Genomic DNA, 21,040 nt, shown 5'->3' on the forward strand with positions numbered 1-21,040 from the left:
CATGATGATTATGCTGTGTTTATCATTGATGCTGGGAGCTTGCTCGGCTCCGACGAATACAAATGGAAGTTCGCAAACGAAGGCTAATCATACAGCGACAACATCCAACAGCGATGGACAAGCGGCAGTGCAAGCACTGGATAAATTCCGTAGAATCAGTGAAATCTTTGGCAAGCAGAAAGAAGCCGAGCAGTGGATTACTGAATACGAGAAGAAAGCTGCAGAGGCCAGAATGAAAATTCAAGGTATCGTTAAGGACGGAGAGACGGTTTCAATTGTACAAGTCGCCAATAAATCGATATATGTTTTGGCAGCGAAAGGCGGCAATTACGGAAGTCCGACCATTTATCAGATGCTAAAGCTGCCACCTACCAAGAAGGCATTGAATATGAAAGAAGGATTTGAAAATATTTCACTTGAGGTTTTACCCGAGTATATGGGAGATCACATCTTTGTATACGGTTCAGAAGATGAAGGGGCTAATCAGATTCTGCATAGTGAGCTATGGAAAGGCCTTTAGCTGGATACCATAGTTAATCTCTTATTAGCCCACAAAAAATAAAAGGATGTACAAGTAACATCTCCTATCTAAACAAGGGGAAGCTTTTAGAATTTCAAGCTGTGATAGTCATATAGACAAAATCCGCTTAACACAAAGATTCCTAAGTGTTTGGCGGATTTTATCATGTCTATATTTCTTCTTCTCTGTATGTTTTGGTGTATCTTTGAAATTCAGATTTTTGATTATCGTAATAATCAGCTCTCGTCCAAAAAATAATTTGAGAGAATGAGTCGGAATGTTCCAAATAAGTGATTAGATATACAATTTTTACTTTATCACTCTCTACCCATACTTCGTATTGCAAGCCTTGATTCCCGTTTATATTGACCTTTACTGGTCCTGTCGAAATAATCCCTTTTCCAGACCTTTTGAGTACTAATTGAGCTGAAAACTCAGCGTAATCTTTTAATGTGATCATTGAGGATTTCTCATACGGCAGTTCAGATTTCCAATCCTTGATGATCGTCATGTATGCATCGTTTTTTTCATACCAAGCTTGAATTAGCGCATCTGGATTAAGAATTAAACCAGTCTTCCATATATAAGGGAGACGAATTTGTTGCGTGGCATCTTCACTTTTAAATGTTTTCAAAATAGTTGTTGAGCGAAGGTCTGGCTTAACTTGTGAGTCGCTTAAGACTTTCAAGGAGCTGGCTATAGTTGCAAATTCGTGATGTTGTTCTACTGCAGAGCCTCCCCTTGAATAGATTAATACTTGAAGATAGTGCTGCTTACTCTCTAACATGGCACTGAAGTAATAGACCTGTTGGCCATTGTATTTCCCGCTATAATCGGCTGTTCTGGCGGTTGTGGAATCAATCTGGATTGGGGTAGTATCCACAGCCTTAAAGTTTTCTAGGCCCAATGCGGAGATTTCTTCACGTTGCTGTACGAATTCGTCGAGCGTCATATTATTTGCAAAAGCTGACTTGGGGACACGGAAAACCAGACCTACATTCTTTTTTTCTTTGTCACAAACACTAAGCACCGAATCCAGTTGTCCCTGTTTAAATTTACGCCAGCCAGCGGGAATGGTAAGAGCCACAAGATCCTTATCCGAGGTAACGGTATGAGGCAGCGACTCTGTGACGGGTAGAACAGGCTGACTTTCTTTGTCTACAACTGTTGTACTATGAGTCGCATTGTCTACATCAGAATTTGTTTGGACTGCAGTTGCAGCATTTTTTGAGGTGCAGCTGGTAAGCATGAGCACTGCGATCAGTGCAATAACATAAAATCGGAAATGCGCAAAATTGAATTTCATGGAAATAACTCCCTCTGTTTCATATTTACAAAGGAAATTTTACCCTTTTATAAAATTATAAAAAAGAGGCGTTTGTCCTGTTTTACGTAGCTCAGTCGCTTATGGTAGTCGTTACTGAACATTGTTGACAGAGGTTGAGGAGGCACTAGAGTTGAAATTAATAACTTCAACGACTACTGTCGCGCCAACAATCAGGCCTGTATTTATAATTAGGTTTGTAGCAGAAAGCGTTGTTAAGCCGCCTCGCTGCAACGTCCCATTTACAAATACATTGTAGTATCCGCTACTGGTCGGAACAACAAGACTGTTTGTCGCGACTGAAGTACCACTATCATTCATGAAATATTGTGCTGGGATAGTGGTCACTCCACCAAATATATTACCAAGCACGACAATAGCTGTGTAACGATTAACCACTGGAGTGACATTGATACTTGTTGTGATAGCAATGTTTCCAGATACGATACTGTCTGCTTCCAGATAGATTCGAATAATAGACATAGGAATTCCTCATTCCCAATACTCCAGATAAATATCATAGTTTATGTGAATATTCTAGATATGGATTGGATGGGGAGGAGTCTTATAATTATTTCTCTTTGTTCAAGCTTCTTTGGGCACGGGTTACTATTCGCTTCGTTTCTTTAGTATCCGAAGCCATCAGCCATGCATTACAAACTTGAAGAACCCATTCCGGGTTGGTTTTGCTGGCATCATTCAACCAATTGCCAACGGAGTCCTGGACATATTTGACCGGATCGGACTGAACAGCCTTCAAGAGAGGAAGAGCCAACTCGGGATGTTCTTTTAGTTCAGGGATGTGCTTGGCCCAAACGCCTTGTGGCCGGGTTAATTCAATGGCAAAACGACGTATGTTAGCATCCTCATCTCGCACCCAACTGTCTAACAGGGCAAGCCCTTCAAGCAGTTGCAAGGATATGGATTCTCTCACGGCCATCCAGGCTATTTCACGTACTCCGAAATGGGAATCCGCTGCAAAGGGGCGAATGCCAGCCAATTTTTCCTCTACACTTAAACAGGGATCAACCCCGATGATGTAGGCAGCCCAGCAGCGAATGCTGTCTGAAAGATGCGAGGCCATCGCATCAAAGATGCGAATACGTTCTTCTATCGCTTGTTGCTCAAACACATGAAGCCACGCTCGCGCGATTGCGGGTATCATTTTCATGATCTTCTTTTCCTTCAGCTCATTCAATTCGGTCAGGAAGACATCGAATGATTGCTGCAAGTCAAATTCATCAAGAGTATTTTGCAATAGTACAACATGATCGACAGCCAGCCATTCGGTGAGATTCGCCGTCTGAAGCCGCCCCTGCTGTAGCAGCTGAAGCACATCACTAGGAATATCTGACCCTTTGCGAGCACCTTTTCGTTGTAACATTTCATCCACTCCATATCGTAAATTGTCTGATAGGTATACGATACTTTTTTGGGGTGGAGTATAGATGTAATGTAGTTTACAACTTCACTAACTTTTCGCGATGGATGTAAACCGTCTTAAAGCCGGTTTTAATGACCTTTTCTTTGACAAGCTCCTGAAGAGCAGCTGTTACAGCCTCACGGGTGGCCCCGACCAGATTCGCAATTTCTTGATGAGAGAGAGGGAAATTGATTTTGCAATACTCATCACGGCTTTGGAGGGCGAACTGATCGGACAATTTCAGAAGAATATACAAAATTTTATCCTGTAAATTTCCCAAAGCTAAATGCTGGGCCAGACTGCTCATTCCTGAAATTCGGTCACTTAACACCTTGATCATGTTCATCATGAACCTGGGATGTTCTATTAAAAAATGCTCGAATCGGTCTTTGTCCATACGGCAGATATCGCATTCTTCTATCGTTTCTATATACATCTCCCTTGTTCCTAGTGAAATCATATCCATTTCACCAAATACATTTCCCTCGCGGAGGATATCCAAAGTAAATTGCTTCCCGTCAGCATTTAGCTTATATAGACGTACTTTGCCCTTTTTCACAAAATAAAGTCCCTCGGAAAAGGTCTCTGGAGTTTGTATAAAGTTTTTTTTCGGTATAGTCGTAATGGAGGTCATTTGATCCATTTCAATTAAATCTTCTAATGAGAGACTATGAAGCAAATTAAATTGGGACAAATATTGAATGCTATTCATATGTTCTCCTTTTCGGTTGCACAGGGTATACAGAATCATAATACAATTATAGCTTCTATAAGGTATTTTGACCTCTATTACTCACTTGTTTGCGATAGAGTGAATAATGAATTTTGGGGAATCTGTTGGATTTATATAAAAGAGAGGTTGGTATAAAATAGATATACATGATTAATAGTAGATACATAAAGAGTGAGGTAATAACCATGATTAAATTAAAAGATGTAGGCAATTTCAAGGTTCTTCCTGAGATAGCGATGCATATCGTTCAAGGCAATATATCCGCTTTACGCCAGGCGCTGACCGAAGGCTGGGATATAGAACAAGGGATCGTACTCAGCAAATATACGACATTAAGTCCACTGGATATTACACTCATCACTGGGCAAATGGAAGTCTTGAAGCTACTGGTCGATGAGGGGGTTCAACTTAATGTAAAGGATAATCCCGCATTCCTGACGGCTGTTCGCTATGGTACCGAAGAGGTTGTCCGTTATGTGGTCGCCCATGGCGCCAAGCAGGACGGTAAAAATCATGTCAAATCTGGTGCTTATGAGCAAGCCTACTACGGTAACAAAAGTAATATGCTGCTTATCCATGAGCTGGGCCTCGATATGAAGCAGCATGCTGGAGCAACACTCCGCAACGCAGTTAGTGAGCATGACTTGAAAACAGTAGCTTTACTATTGGAACATGGCGTAGATATTAATTTCAATGCCCCTAATATGGTATATCCATATAAAGCCACGCCTTTGACAGTGGCGGCGCGCAACAACGATTTTTCGATGGTGAAGTATTTGGTTCAACTAGGCGCTGATGTGACGCTGGCAGAAAAAGATGGAGAACGGGCATATACAATTGCACTAAGTAATAAAAACGTAGAAATGGCTGAGTATTTAAAGTCTGTAGAGCCTCCGGCATTTCATAATCTGGAAAATAAACGACATGCTTTGAAAAGCTACAAGCTTCCGAAGGATTTAATAGCCTTTCTGACAGGGAATCAACTCCGTGTGAACCTGCCAGAAAATGATCTTGATATTCAATTTGTTGAGTTCTTTTCAATTATCGATACGGTTGAGATGAAGGTAGGTCGGCAAAAGCTGTTGCGTCTGTCTCTAAACGTAGATAATTACTCGGATATTATATTGGTGTGGAATCCAAAGCAGAAGTGCCTGGGTTATTATGACGAGGAGCATCAGGAATATGCGGATGTGTGCAGCTTTGCTGAGTTTCTTGCACAGCCGGAAGATTATCTGGAGAAGATTATTGAGGGTGAATATGTATCATAACAAGGTGAGCCATGAATGCGGTATGCACGCAGTCATGGCTCTTGTTATTTTAAAATACAGCGCTAGTGTACACAGGTGCCTAATGCTCATCAGGAATGGTTACGTATGAGCTGAATGAGGTTTCAGGGAAATTGGGACGAATTGTGCGCATAATGGTAAAATAGTACTGATGGAAGCTTTAGAACGTTTTTGAACGTTTACTGCTGAATTCCTATGTAAGAAGAATGAATTTACATAAAAGTAGATGAATTTTCTTTAAAATGTAAACGCAATCATGTCGATTAGAGCGGGAATTCACCATTTTGTAAAAAAATGAAGTTGGAATGAATTTTTTTGAATCTTTTTGGAGAAAAATGATTGTTTTTTATCAGGTTTGTGGTACGATATAAACAGTTGGGGGAATGAAGATGCTGACGGAGGAAAGATACAAGTTAATAATACAGCGCTTACAAGAACGTGGTGTTGTAAAGTTGCAGGAATTGGCTGATCTGTTGGGAGCTTCTGAATCAACAATTCGGCGCGATTTGATAGATCTTGAGGGCCGTCAGTTGCTAAAACGGATTCATGGTGGGGCAACCTTACTGAATCAGAAAAGTCAGGAACCTGGCATGGAAGAAAAAACATTCAAAAACGTTCAACAAAAAAACGCAGTCGCCCGCATGGCAGCCAAAGAAATTTTGGATGGCGAATGTATTTATCTGGATGCGGGAACAACAACGATGGCGATGATTCCTTACATTGAAGCTAAAGACGTGACGGTCGTGACGAATGGTCTATCCCACGTAGAAGCACTGGTAAGTAAAAGAATCAGAAGCTATCTACTGGGAGGGATGATGAAAATTCATACCAAAGCCGTAATTGGCAGTATTGCCCTACAAAATTTGGACAATTTTCGATTCGACAAGTGCTTTCTAGGAACGAACGGGGTGGATATGGAAATGGGGTATACAACTCCTGATCCTGAAGAGGCGCTAATCAAGCGGCGAGCCCATCAGTTGTCAGGCAAAACGTATGTGTTGGCCGATTCCAGCAAAATTGGAGAAGTAACCTTCGCCAAACTGTTCGAGCTCAAGGAAGCTATACTTATTACCGAATCGATGCCAGAACGCTCACGCCGATCCATCGCTCAGAAAACTAAGATAATCGAGGGATAACAATGATATATACAGTAACGCTGAACCCTTCCATTGATTATATCGTGGAAGTTGACGATTTGAAGCTTGGTGATTTGAACCGGATGAAACGTGATTTGAAATTGCCAGGTGGTAAAGGAATTAATGTATCACGTGTACTAAACCAGCTGGGAGCAGATAGCACGGCGATCGGCTTTCTAGGAGGATTCACAGGCAGGTTTATCGACGATACATTGCGGGAAGAATCCATTAAAACTGATTTTGTAATGATCGAAGATGACACACGGATTAACATTAAACTCAAGCATGGCGATGAAACGGAAATTAACGGTTTGGGACCTGTGATTCGTGAGCAAGAGGCCGATGCGTTGGTGCAAAAGCTGGCCGCACTCCAGAAAAATGACATTGTCGTCTTGTCGGGAAGTATCCCGCCGTCACTTGGAGGAGACTTCTATGATCGGCTGATTAGCGTATGCCAGCAAACTGGGGCTGAATTCGTCATCGACACCACAGGTGAGGCGCTGATGAAGGCACTGGTTCATAAACCGCTGCTCATCAAGCCAAATCACCACGAGTTGGCTGAGTTGTTTGGCGTAAGTATTCACTCAAAGGAGGAGATCGTCACTTACGGTCGTAAGCTGCTGGAAGCAGGTGCAAAAAATGTACTGATTTCCATGGCAGGAGAAGGGGCTTTGTTCATTACGGCAGATGAAGTGTATCACGCAAATGTACCAGCAGGAACGGTTAAAAATTCTGTAGGCGCAGGTGATTCAATGATTGCTGGATTCGTGGGTACGCTGGCTCTTCATGGCGATCCGATCGAAGCATTCCGTGCAGGAGTGGCATCCGGAAGCGCAACTGCGTTTTCCGATGATCTGGCTACTAGAGAGAAAATTGAACAATTACGGCCGCAAGTCACGATTTCAAAACGGTAATCCGGCTGCATCATGAGCTTATTATGCGTGTATCGACACGCTGACCGAACTTAGGAGAGTGTGAAAAATGAGAATAACAGACCTGATGATTAAAGAAACGATGATCATGGACCTGCAGGCGACGACAAAGGACGAGGCGATTGAGGAGCTCATCGCTAGTCTCGAAGCAAGTGGACGTATTAATGACCGTGCCTTGTTTAAAGAAATGATTTACAAACGTGAAGCAGAGTCCAGCACTGGAATCGGCGGCGGCATTGCGATGCCGCATGCCAAGACCAAAGCTGTGAATGAAGCGACTGTCGTTTTCGCCAAAAGCAGTAAAGGCGTAGAATTCGAATCGTTGGACGGTGAGCCGGCAAAAGTGTTCTTTATGATTGCGGCTCCAGAGGGAGCAGCAAATACGCATCTTCGCACACTGGCAGCCCTTTCCCGGCTCTTAATTGATACCGATTTTATCGGGAACCTTATGAAAACGCAAACACCGGATGAAGTATCTGTGTTGTTTGATACCAAGCAGGCGGAAGAAGAAGCTGCCAAAAAAGCAAAAGAGGCTAAGAAAGAGGCAGCCAAAGCGCAGCAAACGCCAGACGTTATCGTTGGCAATCCGAATTCTGACGAGTTTGTGGTTGCAGTGACCGCTTGTCCTACAGGCATTGCACACACGTTTATGGCTGAAGATGCTCTTATTAAGAAAGCGAAAGAAATGGGTGTAAATATCCGTGTAGAGACGAATGGCTCGGAAGGCGCACAAAACGTACTGACAGCGGATGAAATTCGTCGTGCCAAAGGAGTAATCGTCGCAGCTGACAAGAAGGTTGAAATGGCCAGATTTGATGGTAAACCTGTATTACAAAGACCGGTAAGTGACGGTATTCGTAAATCTGAGGAACTGATCCGCAAAGCGCTGAACGGCGATGCGCCAATTTATCGTAGTGAAGGTAAAGGCAGCGCTGAAGAGTCGAAAGCGGAGAAGAGCAGCGTAGGCAGCAAAATCTACAAGGATTTAATGAACGGTATTTCTCATATGCTACCATTCGTTGTAGGCGGGGGGATCTTGCTAGCCATTTCCTTCTTGATTGAACAGGTAGCGGGAGAAGATAATGTATTCTTCCAACTGTTACAAACGATTGGCGGCGGAACAGGTGCGTTCCACTTCCTGATTCCGATACTGGCCGGATTTATCGCGATGAGTATTGGAGACCGCCCGGCACTGATGCCAGGTATGGTTGGGGGTCTGATGGCTGTAAACTCCAATGCAGGTTTCCTTGGCGGTCTGGCAGCAGGTTTTCTGGCTGGTTATGTGGTGATCTTCCTGCGTAAAGCTTTTGCAGGTCTACCAAAAACGCTGGATGGTTTAAAACCAATCTTGTTATACCCGGTATTCGGACTCCTAATTACAGGCGCGATTATGTTCTACCTGTTTGATCCAATTTTCGGTGGTATTAATACGTGGCTTGTCAACGTTCTGAACAATTTAGGAACAGGTAATGCAGTTATTTTGGGTCTGATCCTGGGCGGAATGATGTCGATTGACATGGGTGGACCTTTCAACAAGGCAGCTTACGCATTTTCGATCGGTGTCTTTACTTCCAGTGGTAACACGAACGGAGCTATGATGGCGGCTGTTATGGCGGGCGGCATGGTACCTCCGCTGGCAATCGCATTAGCTTCGACGTTCTTCAAAAATAAGTTTACTGAGCAAGAGCGCAAGTCTGGCTTGACGAACTATGTACTTGGATTGTCCTTCATTACGGAAGGAGCCATTCCATTCGCAGCTGCTGATCCTCTGCGTGTCTTAACCTCTTGTATTGTAGGTTCAGCGATTGCTGGTGGTCTGACGCAGTTCTGGCAAATCAATCTTCCAGCTCCACATGGCGGAATTTTTGTAGCAGCTCTTGCCAATCATGCTTTGCTGTTCTTGCTTGCAGTGGTGATTGGTTCCGTAATTTCCGCGCTCATTCTGGGACTGTGGAAAAAACCGCTTGAAGCGAAATAACAGGTATGACAACAAGAGTATAAAAATAAAGAGAGGGCCACATTTTCTTAGGCCTTCAAAATAGTAAAGCCGCTAAACACCAGGTTTCTGAGTGTTTAGCGGTTTTTTCTTTATGCAAAGATGATATAACTTATTAGTAGTCTCTCATAGATGCTATAGCCTGCAAAGCTCCTTAACCAGCTGTATAAATAGCTTTCGGGCCGAAGACATATACTGCTGGTGATGGTTGTTTTGTAATAGTCCAACGGCAATATTAGGGTCTGTTAACTGGAGGGGGACGGTGACCAGTTCCTCCGGCAAAGGCATTGACGATAGAACCACTCCAACTGAAGGAATCGTTTTTACGAACGTGGGGATCGACGAGATTTGACTGACAGTATAAAAAAACGGCATCGACGGGAAGTGTGAAAGCTCTTTCTCCAGTCGTATATGGTACAAGCAGTTCTTACCTCCGACGATAAGCGGATACGCGTACAGATCTTCGAGCTGAAGCTCACTTTTTGCCGCGAAGGGATGATTACGGGACACAATAAAGGCGATGTGTTCGTGAAATATGGATTCAAAGTGTAAAGAAGGAATGGAGTGAGGTTCCCCAGAGATAGCAAAATCCAGCTTACCATCCACCAAAGCATGTGCGAGTGCATCCGTGTTTCCAACTGTAAAATGACATGTAATATTCGGTTTATGCTCTCGAAACTGCTGCAGAGCCAAGGGGAGTAAGGTAGCCGCTACCGTTTCAAGCACACCGATATGGAGCGTGCCGATCTCCTCCTTTTTCAGCGACTTCGCCTGGTCCATTACAAAATTCCAATGCTGAATAAGTCCGTCTATCTCCTCGGCATATAGTTTGCCCGGGGACGTTAACTCCGCATCCCAACCCCTTTTAAAAAGTTGAAATCCCAGCTCTTTTTCAAGCCTCTGGATTTGGTTCGTGACTGTAGACTGAGCGTAGTTTAATTTGACAGCAGCTTTTGAAAACGTTCCTTCTTCGATTATGGTACGAAATGTAGTTAATTCTTTCAGATCCACGCTTGCTCATCTCCATCGATGAAATTGAATATATTTATGATTATTTTCAATTATACAGATGAAGGGTAGAGGAGTACAATCATCTTATCCCAACGGATAGGAGAGATGAACATGCCATTTGTACGAGTTGGCTACATGGAGCAACAATACACAGAGCAAGAGCTGCCTGACATTAGCCGCTGTATCATGAATGCTTTGATCGAACATTTTCAGGTCCCGCCCAAGGATTACTTTCAGGTTTTTCATGCTCATAAGCAAAGCGAGTTTTATTATAGTCCCGATTATTTGAATGTATCCAGAACAGACAAGCTGCTGTACATCCAAATTACGATGGGATCGGGTAGAACTACGGAACAAAAAAAGGATTTTTACCAAAGATTAGCCGAACTCATCTCTATTGAATGTAAAGTCCGACCGGAGGATGTTTTTGTGACACTGGTAGAGACTGAATTAGAGGATTGGTCCTTTGGCAATGGACTTGCCCAGATGATTGTATGAAGCATAAATTAATCAAATCGAGTGTTCGGGAAACGATCGGTGATTTTGCACCCGCTTTTGTAACCTATACGGAGGATGTTCTTTTTGGAGATGTATGGAGAAGAAGTGAGTTGTCTCTTAGGGAACGGAGTTTTATTACAGTTGCCGCTCTGGTGGCGGGTGAGCATGTGAATCAACTTCCTTATCATCTGAACCTGGCCAAGGAAAACGGGATTTCGGAGGAAGAACTGGTTGAAGTCATTACACAGCTTGCCTTTTATGTAGGATGGCCCCGGGCAGCCTCAGCCATTCAGGTTGCCAAAGAGGTGTTTTGCAAAGAGCAAGAAAGTTAAGCATGAACCTAAAAAACTGCTAAGCACAAAGGATTCCGAGTGTTTGGCGGTTTTTTGGCATGATTGTATTGTTATTCTGCATTGAAAGCGGTATAGTAAGAGTAATTGAATGAGGGGTGAAGTGCCCTTCGGGATTGTTACTGGTGAGCAGGCGATACCCAAATAATGACTAATTGATTTAGTCGTTATTTGGTTTTTTTTTGTTATTACAAACTTTGTCATTACATCAATGAGGTGAGCAGATAAATGATCATCCGGCAAATTTTTAACAACAATGTTATCCGAGTCGAAAATCAGGTGGGTCATGAATTTGTTGTCATAGGGAATGGTCTAGGCTTTAAAAAGAAAAATGGCCAGAGGGTCGATGAAGACAAAATAGAAAAAACCTTTGTATTAAAGTCCGATAAAATTCCACAAAAATTAATAGATCTTATTGGGGAAACATCTGTAGAGTATTTAAAGGTGGCGGATGAAATTGTAGGCAGCGCAAAAAAGGAAATGGGAGATATTTTTAGTGACAATATCTATATTTCTCTGATTGACCATATTCAATTTGCCATCTCTCGATACAGAAAATCCGTAGGACTTAAAAATTCACTGTTATGGCAAATTAAAAAATTTTACAAAAAAGAATTTATGATCGGAATGAACGCATTGGACATCATCCATGCTCAATTTGGCATCCAAATGGATGAGCATGAAGCAAGCTTTATTGCTATGCATTTTGTAAATGCAAGACAAGACGGTCAGGGAATGAAACAAACGGTTGAGATTACCGAGATTATTGATGACATTTTCAACATTGTAACCGATTACTACGAGATTACACTGGATGAAACTTCGTTCAATTATTCCCGTTTTATTACTCATTTGCAGTACTTTGCCCAACGATTGCTGAGCAATGAACAAGAACAACTAGCTTCAGGGGATAATTTCTTGTATGACCAAGTCAAAGATAAATACGAGAAGGCTTTTCAATGCACCCAATTAATCAATCAATATTTAGAGTTAAAGCATGAAAGTGCTATGTCGATTGATGAAAAAGTGTATTTGACGATTCATATACAGCGTGTAACCTCCAGAAATGATATAGCTAGTTCTTAGAAAAAAAGCTTGCAAACGATTTCTAAGTGATTTATAGTAGGCTCACAACTTAAATATAAGGATTGTTACTGGTTAAGCAGGCGATACCTAAATGAATGGCAGTGATCATTTTCTTTGATCATACAGGCCTTTCGTTTAGGTATTTTTTTGTTTTCAGGCAATCTGCCCAAGAGGAGAATGAACATGGATCATAAGAAAATGGGCGAAGACATCGTACGTCTCGTTGGAGGAGAAGAAAATATCAATGGACTTGTCCATTGTGCTACACGACTCCGATTTGACCTGAAGGATTCACGAAAAGCCGAAAGAGAAGCGCTTGAGAAGCATGAAGGAATCATTACCGTTGTTGAAAGCGGAGGACAATTCCAAGTTGTTATTGGCAGCCATGTTGCCTATGTATATGCAGAGATCATGAAAAATAGGGATTTTGGATCGAATTCCCCTGCAGCCAGTGAATCCAGTGGGAAAAAAACATCGGTCATATCCACAATCTTTGAAGTCATTTCCGGTAGTTTCTCCCCATTGATTCCAGCGATGGCGGGCTCGGGAATGATAAAAGCACTCCTGACGGTTTTGACCTTGCTAGGATGGATGTCTGCAACAAGTGATACTTATATGATCCTGTCTGCTGCAGGGAATGCTGTGTTTTACTTCTTGCCGATTTTACTAGGGATTACGCTTGGTATAAAGCTGAAGGCGAATCCTTATGTAGCTGGTGTGATCGGTGCGGCTCTCATGGAACCCAACTTTACGGGGCTGATGGACAAAGGCTCTGATGTATCGTTTTTAGGAATACCGGTGGTCATGATGAACTACTCCGCCAGTGTTTTCCCGATTTTTATATCCATTAGCATCTATGCGTTGGTAGATAAGTTTTTGAAGAAGATCATTCTTAAAGATTTACAATTGTTTTTAGTTCCGATGTTGGCTTTAATGATTATGGTTCCGCTATCTGCGATGGCTTTCGGACCTTTCGGTACAGGGGTAGGAGATTGGATTTCTTCAGGTGTGACATGGTTAATCGGTGTAAGTGGCATTTTGTCAGGGATTGTTCTTGGCGGTTTTATGACCTTTATGGTCGTCTTCGGACTTCACTGGGGTTTTACACCCATCACGATTCAAAATATCGGTGTTGGCGGGGATCCGATTGAGGCGATGGCTGCAGCAGCAGTATTTGCTCAAATTGGGGTCGCATTTGGTATCTTCCTGAAGGCGAGAAAAGATAAAACACTTAGAACTCTTGCCGGTTCCACGAGTATTACAGGATTGCTGGCGGGTGTGACAGAGCCGATTGTGTATGGTCTGGTGCTTCGCTATAAACGTGTCATTCCGATTGTCATTATCGCAGGTGCTCTAGGCGGTGCCATCAATGGACATTTTGGAGTGAAAATGACGGCGTATGTGTTTCACAACATTTTTGCGATTCCAGTGTATACGCCAACCTTGTTATACGTGATTGCCATTGCCTGCTCATTCGCGGCAGCAACCGCACTAACCCTTATTTTTGGGTATGAAAGCAAGGTGAAGGAGGAGACCCCAGAAACAGTTGAATCCGTGAAAACAGCAGAACCAGAACCTGTTGTTACAGCAACCAAGGCTGTTGACATCAAGAAAGAAACGATCTACAGCCCGATCACAGGCAAGACGATACCATTGAGCCAAGTGAATGATTCGGCATTTTCTACAGGGGCGATGGGAAAAGGCTTAGCCATTGAGCCGTCTGTCGGTGAGGTCGTAGCGCCTATAGATGGAGTTGTAACCTCGCTGTTTCCCACAGGACACGCCATCGGCTTGACTTCAAAGGCGGGTACGGAGATATTAATTCATATCGGAATTAACACCGTTGCGCTGAAAGGGAAGCATTTTAATCCAGTGGTTAAAGAAGGCGACAGCGTGAAACAGGGCGATTTGCTAATCCAGTTTGACAGAGAGCAGATTATTGAAGCAGGATACGAAATCGTGACCCCTGTCATCGTCACGCTTACAAAAAATAAAGTGGATGTGTTTGACACAAATCAGGAGCAAATTCAAAAAAATGAAGTATTGCTAACGTTGGTTGTGTGATACAGGAAAGCCTATCATCACATTCATGAATTGCAAAATCAGAAGGATATAACGATAACTGGAGGGACTATAGCATGAAACATAATCAATTGAAGGCATTTCCTGAAAACTTTTTCTGGGGAGGTTCCACTTCCGCTTATCAAGTAGAGGGTGCATGGGACGAAGATGGAAAAGGACCTTCTGTCATTGACATGGCTAATCACGTCGAAGGGGTCACTGATTTTAAGATAACCAGTGATCATTACCATATGTTCAAAGAAGACGTAGCCCTGATGGCTGAAATGGGCTTTAAAGCATATCGTTTCTCGATTGCATGGACACGTATTTATCCCCTGGGTGCAGGTGAAGTGAATCAGAAGGGAATCGCGTTTTACAGCTCATTAATTGACGAACTAATTAAATACGGGATTGAACCGATTGTTACTATGTATCATTTTGATCTGCCTTATGCTCTCGAACAACAAGGCGGATGGTCCAAGAGAGAGACGATTGATGCCTTCGAACAGTATGCCAAAACATTGTTTGAGAACTTTGGAGACAGGGTGAAATATTGGTTAACCATTAATGAGCAGAACATGCTGATTCTCCATCCCGGTTCTATTGGCACATTAGATGCAAGTCTGGAAAATCCGCAAAAGGTACTGTACCAACAAAATCATCATATGTTAGTAGCCCAGGCGAAAGCCATGGTATTGTGCCACGAGATGCTGCCTGATGCGAAAATTGGACCAGCACCGAATATTGGGGTCATTTATCCAGCCAGTTCCAAGCCTGAAGATACGCTGGCGGCGGACAACTATGCAGCCATTCGCAACTGGCTCTATCTGGATATGGCTGTGTTTGGCCGATACAACCATATTGCCTGGAGCTATTTGGTCGAGAAAGGCTATGAGCCTGTCATTGAAGAAGGGGATATGGATATATTAGCGAAGGGGAACCCGGACTTTATCGCATTTAATTATTATACCTCTCAAACCGTAGGAGAAAGTTTAGATGACGGGAATGATTTTTCACATACAGGAGATCAGCATGAAATTGTGGGTGAACCCGGAGCATATCGAGGTTCCGTTAACCCCAATCTGCAAACGACGGAGTTTGGTTGGGAGATTGATCCGGTCGGTTTTAGATCCACGTTACGCCAAATTTATTCTCGCTACCACTTGCCTTTGATCGTGACAGAGAACGGCTTGGGCGCTTTTGACAAGCTTGAAGAAGGGGATCTAGTGAATGATCCTTACCGCATTGACTTTTTCAACAAACATATCGAGCAGATTCAACTGGCTATTACAGATGGTGTAGAAGTGTTCGGCTTCTGTCCGTGGTCTGCAATTGATCTGGTGAGTACCCATCAAGGCTCCAGCAAGCGTTACGGGTTTATCTATGTGGATCGTGAGGAGTTTGATCTCAAGGATCTGCGTCGTATTCGTAAACAAAGCTTTTATTGGTATCAAAAGCTGATCTCCACGAATGGTGAAATTCGTTAATTAAAGCATCGTAACTAGAGCACCTCCCTGGAAGGAAGATTTCCATTTAGGGAGGTGTTTATATTTTTAAACCTTAGGGAGAGAGGCTGTTCTCATTTAAGTAACGACTATACCTTTTCTTAGAAGTGTGATCGTGTATTATATAATAGAAGAAACACAAACGGAAAGGACATCATGCATTGACCTTACAACAATTAAAATATGTCATCGAGGTTGCCAATCGCGGTTCTATGAATGAGGCGGCGAAGCGGTTGTTCATTTCCCAGCCCAGTCTGTCGAACGCGATTCGCGATCTGGAGGAAGAAATTCATATCACCATTTTTGAGCGTACCAATAAGGGGATTTCTTTGTCCAAGGAAGGCGTGGAATTCCTCGGTTATGCACGTCAGGTCGTTGAGCAGGCGGAGCTGCTGGAAAGTCGCTATCTGGATGCCAAGCCTACACCACAGCATTTTGCTGTGTCCACGCAGCATTACGCTTTTGCCGTAAATGCATTTGTGAATCTGGTGAATCAATATGGTCAAGAAGAGTATGAATTGGCATTGCGAGAGACCAAAACCCATGAAATCATACAGGATGTCAAAAGCTTGCGCAGTGAGATCGGAATTCTGTATCTGAATGAATTTAACGCCAAGGTCATTAACAAGCTGCTAAAAGATGCGAATCTACAATTCAACAGCCTGTTTACGGCCAAGCCACATATTTTTATCAGTGCCAATAATCCGCTATCCCAACAGTCCATCGTGACCATTGACCAGCTTCATCCGTATCCGTATTTGTCCTTTGAGCAAGGGGAGTACAATTCCTTTCACTTTTCCGAGGAGATTCTCAGTACGTTGTCACATCCCAAAAGCATTCGCGTCCATGACCGGGCGACCCTTTTTAATTTGCTCATTGGCTTGAACGGCTATACGATTTCTACCGGAGTGATCAGTGCGGATCTGAACGGTAACGAAATTATTTCCGTCCCTCTGGAATGTGATGAGTCTATTAATGTGGGGTGGATTTGTCATAAAAACGCTGCGCTCTCCAAGCTGGCCACCGTCTATGTAGAAGCGCTGCATGAGGCGATAGGGGAATAAAAGGTTCGGTATAGCCTTAGGCTATAACTAGCTATAGTTTATTAGAGTTACCTTATAACTGAAAATGTATGTTATCTTTCTTACAAGAACTTCACTACAGAAGCGAAAAAGGAGATAACCCTAATGAGCAGCATCCTTGATAATGCATCCCAACGTAAAGTGACCCCTTTTAGACATGATATGGTCGGCAGCTTTTTGCGCCCGCAAGCGATTAAAGACGCCAGAATTCAATTTCAAAATAATGAAATCTCTGCGGACGAGCTGAGAAAGATTGAAAATAACGAAATTATCAAGCTAGTAGAAAAGCAAAAATCTGTAGGACTTCAAGCTGTGACAGACGGTGAATTCAGACGCTCCTGGTGGCATCTTGATTTTATGTGGGGTCTGGACGGTGTGGAAAAGGTACAGCTTTCGAACGGCTACCAATTCCAAGGTGTGGAAACAAGAGCGGAAACCGCACGCTTGTCCGGTAAAATCGGACATTCCCGTCATCCTTTCATTGAAGATTTCAAATTCTTGAAACAAGTAGCGGGTGAGGATGCCATCGCGCGCCAAACGATCCCGGCACCTGCGCAGTTTTTGGCCGAGCTGTTGCGCGGAGAGAATAAAGAAACAACCGATACGTATTACAGCAATCTGGATGAGCTGGTGACGGATATCGCCAAAGCCTACAAATCCGTGATCCAAGCGTTGTATAATGAAGGCTGCCGTAGTTTGCAACTGGATGATTGCACATGGGGGATGCTCTGTGATAAAAACTATTGGGAAGCTAGACAGCATGCGGGTGAGAATGTGGAAGATACCAAAAAGCTGTTTGCCCGTGTGAATCAGGAAACGGTGAAGGATCTTCCAGCCGATTTGGTCGTTACGACCCACGTATGCCGTGGTAACTACCATTCCACCTGGGCATCTTCTGGCGGCTATGAGCCTGTAGCCGAAACCCTGTTCGGCATCGACAACATCGACGGCTACTATCTCGAATTCGATACCGACCGTGCAGGCGATTTCACACCGCTTAAGCATCTGAAAGATCAAAAGCAGGTCGTACTGGGTCTCGTTTCCTCCAAAACGGGTGAACTTGAAGACAAGCAGACGGTCATTAACCGCATTAAGGAAGCGACTCAATTCGTCGACATCAACCACATCTGCCTCAGCCCACAATGCGGATTCGCTTCGACAGAAGAGGGCAATATTCTGACAGAAGAGCAGCAGTGGAAAAAGCTTGCTTTCATTAAAGAGATTGCGGACGAGATTTGGAAGTAAGGGTTTAGGGGAATTAAAAGGTTCTATTAGTTAAAGATATTTTATTAAAAAACACGTCATATATTGACGTGTTTTTTAATCTTTACAAGATTAGGTGGGTGTATTCTTTTGAATGAATTCCATAACATAAACAATATGGTCATATGGTTTCGCCAAACTGATGGCGGGAAACTCTAAAAAAGCATAATTTCTGAATATCCTAAAAAAGGCTAAGACTCTTTTATGTTTGTCCACTTCCTATTTACAACTTTTGCATACAATGGATTGTAGAATGGCATTAAGAGGGAGTGACAAAAAATGAGTCTTTATTTTCGAAACAGCACCAATTCTACCGTACAAGTAGCTATTTTCTATCACGCGAGTAGATGTGGGTTTGTCTTTGTGGGACAAACTGGTATATTGTCTACCTGGTACCGTTTGGCGCCTGGTCAAACGAGGGAAGTTGTTACTGGCAACGTAGGGGATAGAACAATATATTATTACGCTGAGAGCGTATCAAGAAATCTTGTGTGGTCAGGTAGTTTCCCCATACATGTTCCTAATTATAACTTCAGTGGATGTTGGATCTGGAATATTAATGGGAATCTATGCAATAATTGCAGAAGAGTTGGTTTTAAAACACTTAACATCCAACGCGGTTTTGTGAACTTTACAGTCAACCTTATTACAAATAGTGCTCAAAGAAAAACGAAGCTAAAAAATGTTCGTATGGTATTGCCCACAAAAAGGGTAAAAAGAAAATCTAAATTGAATGACCGCAAGAAACTACCTAGAAGCCAATAGTTTCATAATGGAGGGGAATCCTTTGTAATTTCGTATTCGATTCAGTTCGCACTTTTATATAAGAAACTTGAATTAAGTTAATACTGGATGTATATATGTTAATTTAATTTTCGATAGGGTATTGAACTTACGTAAAACAATAGTGCAATAGGAACTGCCTTATTAACTAAAGGTGGTTCTTTTATTTAGTGCAAAAAAATCCTTTTAATTTGTAATCTCCCGTATCACATTCCTCGCCAATCGTACTTTCTCTGGACTCGACTTTTTGAGCATCGTAATAATTTCTATAATATCTTCATCAGATTCCACGATTTTTGGGTCCTCGCTTACATATGAAAACAACTGAACTAAGTTTACGTCTAGTGCTTTTGCGATTTTAGCTACATTTATCAAAGAAACATTCTTTTCTCCACGTTCGATCTGTCCAATGTATGTAAAATGAAAGCCACCTTTTTCCCCAAGAGCTTCTTGTGAGAGGCCTTTTTCTTTGCGTAACACTCTTATTCTAGCCCCAACTAGCTTTAGTACTTCTTTGTCCTGCATGATCTACACCCCTTCATACTAAAAAGTGTAGACAAGATTTTCTTGGGTAAACATGAGATTAAGAATCGTATATTTAGTATTAATTATATCTATAAGTATTATTTTAGAGTATAATAAGACTATTCTTGAAATTCTCTGGAGGAATAGATATGAAAGAAGGTCCTTCTACCTGTATTCCAAGTCCCACTCAGCCATCCAGCCCCTCACAACACCTACATAAATCAATAACCGATTTCCACACTCTATCCCATTACCACATGAAACTAGCCCAAATCCTGTACAAGCACAATCAAGTCCAATGCTGCATTATCCTATGTGACCGGGCGTTAACCTCCATGTTAAAAGCTCTTTATATGAAAGAAAACAACAGCCTTTTCCCTCCCAGGTTCATGTCCATGACTGATCTGCTGCACTTATTACATACCGAAACCAACCCGGGATTGGATGTTGTCGTATTTATAGGGACCACTCAATTTCTTTCATCCCAGTTAGAAACCCCGATCCTTCAAAAGATGAAGCACAAGGATGTGAGCAGGTTACTACGAAGAACGGACGACATTCTCTGCCAGTTGTCATCCCGAGTGATTAGCGATCCATCCGAGACGTATCAGTCCATTTTCTGAGAAGCCCCTCCATGGCAAATAAACTTGCCGATTCGCCCTGTCGTTATCCGCTTTTCTACATACGATAAGAGTAAGCTTTAATGCAAGGAGGGATTCAGACATGGGTGAAGTAGGTTACGGTGGAGCATGGACATCCACAGGAGCGATTTTGGTATTGTTCATTTTGTTGGTAATTATTACTAAGTCTTTTCTGATCTAACAGCAGGTTAGCATCGCTTAAATCCACAAATCGGCCTTCTTTCACGACATCGTGAAGGAGGGCTTTTTTATGCAGAATGGGTGTTAGCCCAACATGTTGTCTGGTCCTGCAAGCATTGCTATACTTTACATACAGGGAGATTTTCCCTCAAATATATGGCAATACGGATAGCGTAAGACGTGGAAAAACAGAAATTCGCTGACCAAAATCAGGAGGATCGCATGATGAATACAGCAAGCAGTCCATTTCAATTTACAACAGACACGGCGACTCTTTGCTTATTTGATACGCAAGCACTTAAGCATCGTTTGGACGATGATCCGGATTGGTGGTCCATCGAAGAGGACGAGCTGGGCGAGTTGAACGAAGGAAATGTAGCTTTTTTAAATCTGGGAGCGGATGGGACCTATGAGGTTGTGATGACAGATCATATCGACAAGCCTGCTGTGCGGCTGTTTTTGAAGGTTCCCTCAGGCAATCTATTTATTGGAGCAGGGGAGGAAGCCACAAGTGGTGGACTGGAGCCTGAATGTGTATGGGGAGGGACGTTCCTTTCTGTGCAACCGGGACTTTATGAATGCTTGGCGAGCAGAGAAGACAACCGTATTTATCTTTCTTTAAAAAAAGGAAGCGAAGGCAGCAATAGCTTTACAGGTCTGATTCGATTGTAGGTTGCAGGCAACCCGAACGCCCCATACAGCCGC

Annotated in this window: 21 protein-coding genes; 15 read left to right on the plus strand and 6 right to left on the minus strand. The window is 42.8% G+C overall.

What is annotated here, in order from left to right:
* The first annotated feature begins 1 nt into the window (after position 1).
* Positions 2-520, plus strand: coding sequence for an ABC transporter substrate-binding protein (locus tag G9G53_RS26300; protein WP_238437663.1), 519 nt, complete (start codon positions 2-4; stop codon positions 518-520).
* A gap of 169 nt (positions 521-689) precedes the next feature.
* On the opposite strand, the gene G9G53_RS03460 is transcribed toward G9G53_RS26300, so the two are convergent.
* From G9G53_RS03460 to G9G53_RS03475, 4 genes are all read right to left on the minus strand, one after another.
* Positions 690-1,826, minus strand: a complete 1,137-nt coding sequence (locus G9G53_RS03460) for a hypothetical protein (protein ID WP_069012187.1) — start codon at positions 1,824-1,826, stop codon at positions 690-692.
* Between the two features lie 111 nt (positions 1,827-1,937).
* Entirely contained in the window at positions 1,938-2,327 is a 390-nt protein-coding gene (locus tag G9G53_RS03465; protein ID WP_238437662.1) for a DUF4183 domain-containing protein, read from the minus strand.
* 88 nt (positions 2,328-2,415) lie between these two features.
* Positions 2,416-3,228, minus strand: a complete 813-nt coding sequence (locus G9G53_RS03470) for a DNA alkylation repair protein (protein WP_165145308.1) — start codon at positions 3,226-3,228, stop codon at positions 2,416-2,418.
* 76 nt (positions 3,229-3,304) lie between these two features.
* Complete coding sequence (locus tag G9G53_RS03475; RefSeq protein WP_029516642.1) at positions 3,305-3,979, minus strand: Crp/Fnr family transcriptional regulator; 675 nt, start codon at positions 3,977-3,979, stop codon at positions 3,305-3,307.
* Positions 3,980-4,185: 206 nt separating this feature from the next.
* On the opposite strand from G9G53_RS03475, the gene G9G53_RS03480 reads away from it, so the two are divergent.
* The 4 genes from G9G53_RS03480 (at position 4,186) to G9G53_RS03495 (ending at position 9,332) form a co-directional block, all read left to right on the plus strand.
* Positions 4,186-5,268, plus strand: coding sequence for an ankyrin repeat domain-containing protein (locus G9G53_RS03480; protein WP_029516643.1), 1,083 nt, complete (start codon positions 4,186-4,188; stop codon positions 5,266-5,268).
* Between the two features lie 407 nt (positions 5,269-5,675).
* Positions 5,676-6,422: a DeoR/GlpR family DNA-binding transcription regulator gene (locus G9G53_RS03485; RefSeq protein ID WP_029516644.1), complete on the plus strand. Its 747-nt coding sequence runs from the start codon at positions 5,676-5,678 to the stop codon at positions 6,420-6,422.
* A gap of 2 nt (positions 6,423-6,424) precedes the next feature.
* Entirely contained in the window at positions 6,425-7,336 is a 912-nt protein-coding gene (gene pfkB, locus G9G53_RS03490) for a 1-phosphofructokinase (protein WP_165145311.1), read from the plus strand.
* Between the two features lie 67 nt (positions 7,337-7,403).
* Positions 7,404-9,332 carry a PTS fructose transporter subunit IIABC gene (locus G9G53_RS03495; protein WP_029516646.1) on the plus strand — a complete coding sequence of 643 codons (1,929 nt, stop codon included), beginning with the start codon at positions 7,404-7,406 and terminating at the stop codon, positions 9,330-9,332.
* Between the two features lie 153 nt (positions 9,333-9,485).
* On the opposite strand, the gene G9G53_RS03500 is transcribed toward G9G53_RS03495, so the two are convergent.
* The gene (locus tag G9G53_RS03500; RefSeq protein ID WP_029516647.1) at positions 9,486-10,361 is read right to left on the minus strand and encodes a LysR family transcriptional regulator; all 876 of its coding nucleotides are present in this window, start codon (positions 10,359-10,361) and stop codon (positions 9,486-9,488) included.
* Positions 10,362-10,472: 111 nt separating this feature from the next.
* Here G9G53_RS03500 and G9G53_RS03505 point away from each other — a divergent pair, with 111 nt between their 5' ends.
* From G9G53_RS03505 to G9G53_RS26875, 8 genes are all read left to right on the plus strand, one after another.
* The gene (locus tag G9G53_RS03505; protein ID WP_165145314.1) at positions 10,473-10,859 is read left to right on the plus strand and encodes a tautomerase family protein; all 387 of its coding nucleotides are present in this window, start codon (positions 10,473-10,475) and stop codon (positions 10,857-10,859) included.
* Positions 10,856-11,191 carry a carboxymuconolactone decarboxylase family protein gene (locus G9G53_RS03510; protein WP_069012182.1) on the plus strand — a complete coding sequence of 112 codons (336 nt, stop codon included), beginning with the start codon at positions 10,856-10,858 and terminating at the stop codon, positions 11,189-11,191. The genes G9G53_RS03505 and G9G53_RS03510 overlap by 4 nt, the downstream gene beginning before the upstream one ends.
* A gap of 246 nt (positions 11,192-11,437) precedes the next feature.
* Positions 11,438-12,295 carry a BglG family transcription antiterminator LicT gene (gene licT / locus G9G53_RS03515; protein WP_029516650.1) on the plus strand — a complete coding sequence of 286 codons (858 nt, stop codon included), beginning with the start codon at positions 11,438-11,440 and terminating at the stop codon, positions 12,293-12,295.
* Between the two features lie 183 nt (positions 12,296-12,478).
* The gene (locus tag G9G53_RS03520) at positions 12,479-14,359 is read left to right on the plus strand and encodes a beta-glucoside-specific PTS transporter subunit IIABC (RefSeq protein WP_165145317.1); all 1,881 of its coding nucleotides are present in this window, start codon (positions 12,479-12,481) and stop codon (positions 14,357-14,359) included.
* 74 nt (positions 14,360-14,433) lie between these two features.
* Complete coding sequence (locus G9G53_RS03525) at positions 14,434-15,843, plus strand: glycoside hydrolase family 1 protein (protein WP_165145320.1); 1,410 nt, start codon at positions 14,434-14,436, stop codon at positions 15,841-15,843.
* A gap of 179 nt (positions 15,844-16,022) precedes the next feature.
* Positions 16,023-16,925, plus strand: coding sequence for a LysR family transcriptional regulator (locus G9G53_RS03530; RefSeq protein ID WP_165145323.1), 903 nt, complete (start codon positions 16,023-16,025; stop codon positions 16,923-16,925).
* A gap of 123 nt (positions 16,926-17,048) precedes the next feature.
* Positions 17,049-18,188: a 5-methyltetrahydropteroyltriglutamate--homocysteine S-methyltransferase gene (locus G9G53_RS03535; RefSeq protein ID WP_165145326.1), complete on the plus strand. Its 1,140-nt coding sequence runs from the start codon at positions 17,049-17,051 to the stop codon at positions 18,186-18,188.
* A gap of 297 nt (positions 18,189-18,485) precedes the next feature.
* Entirely contained in the window at positions 18,486-18,971 is a 486-nt protein-coding gene (locus tag G9G53_RS26875; protein WP_165145329.1) for a DUF1036 domain-containing protein, read from the plus strand.
* A 204-nt stretch (positions 18,972-19,175) separates the two neighbouring features.
* Here the strand turns inward: G9G53_RS26875 and G9G53_RS03545 are convergent, their stop codons facing one another.
* Positions 19,176-19,514, minus strand: coding sequence for a helix-turn-helix domain-containing protein (locus G9G53_RS03545; protein WP_023987960.1), 339 nt, complete (start codon positions 19,512-19,514; stop codon positions 19,176-19,178).
* 723 nt (positions 19,515-20,237) lie between these two features.
* Here G9G53_RS03545 and G9G53_RS26305 point away from each other — a divergent pair.
* Together G9G53_RS26305 and G9G53_RS03550 are read left to right on the plus strand one after the other, a co-directional pair.
* Positions 20,238-20,336, plus strand: a complete 99-nt coding sequence (locus G9G53_RS26305) for a hypothetical protein (RefSeq protein ID WP_014599622.1) — start codon at positions 20,238-20,240, stop codon at positions 20,334-20,336.
* A 224-nt stretch (positions 20,337-20,560) separates the two neighbouring features.
* Complete coding sequence (locus G9G53_RS03550) at positions 20,561-21,007, plus strand: DUF6386 family protein (RefSeq protein WP_238794811.1); 447 nt, start codon at positions 20,561-20,563, stop codon at positions 21,005-21,007.
* Positions 21,008-21,040: the final 33 nt, after the last annotated feature.

This window comes from Paenibacillus sp. EKM206P (assembly GCF_011066155.1).
Taxonomy (GTDB): domain Bacteria; phylum Bacillota; class Bacilli; order Paenibacillales; family Paenibacillaceae; genus Paenibacillus; species Paenibacillus polymyxa_D.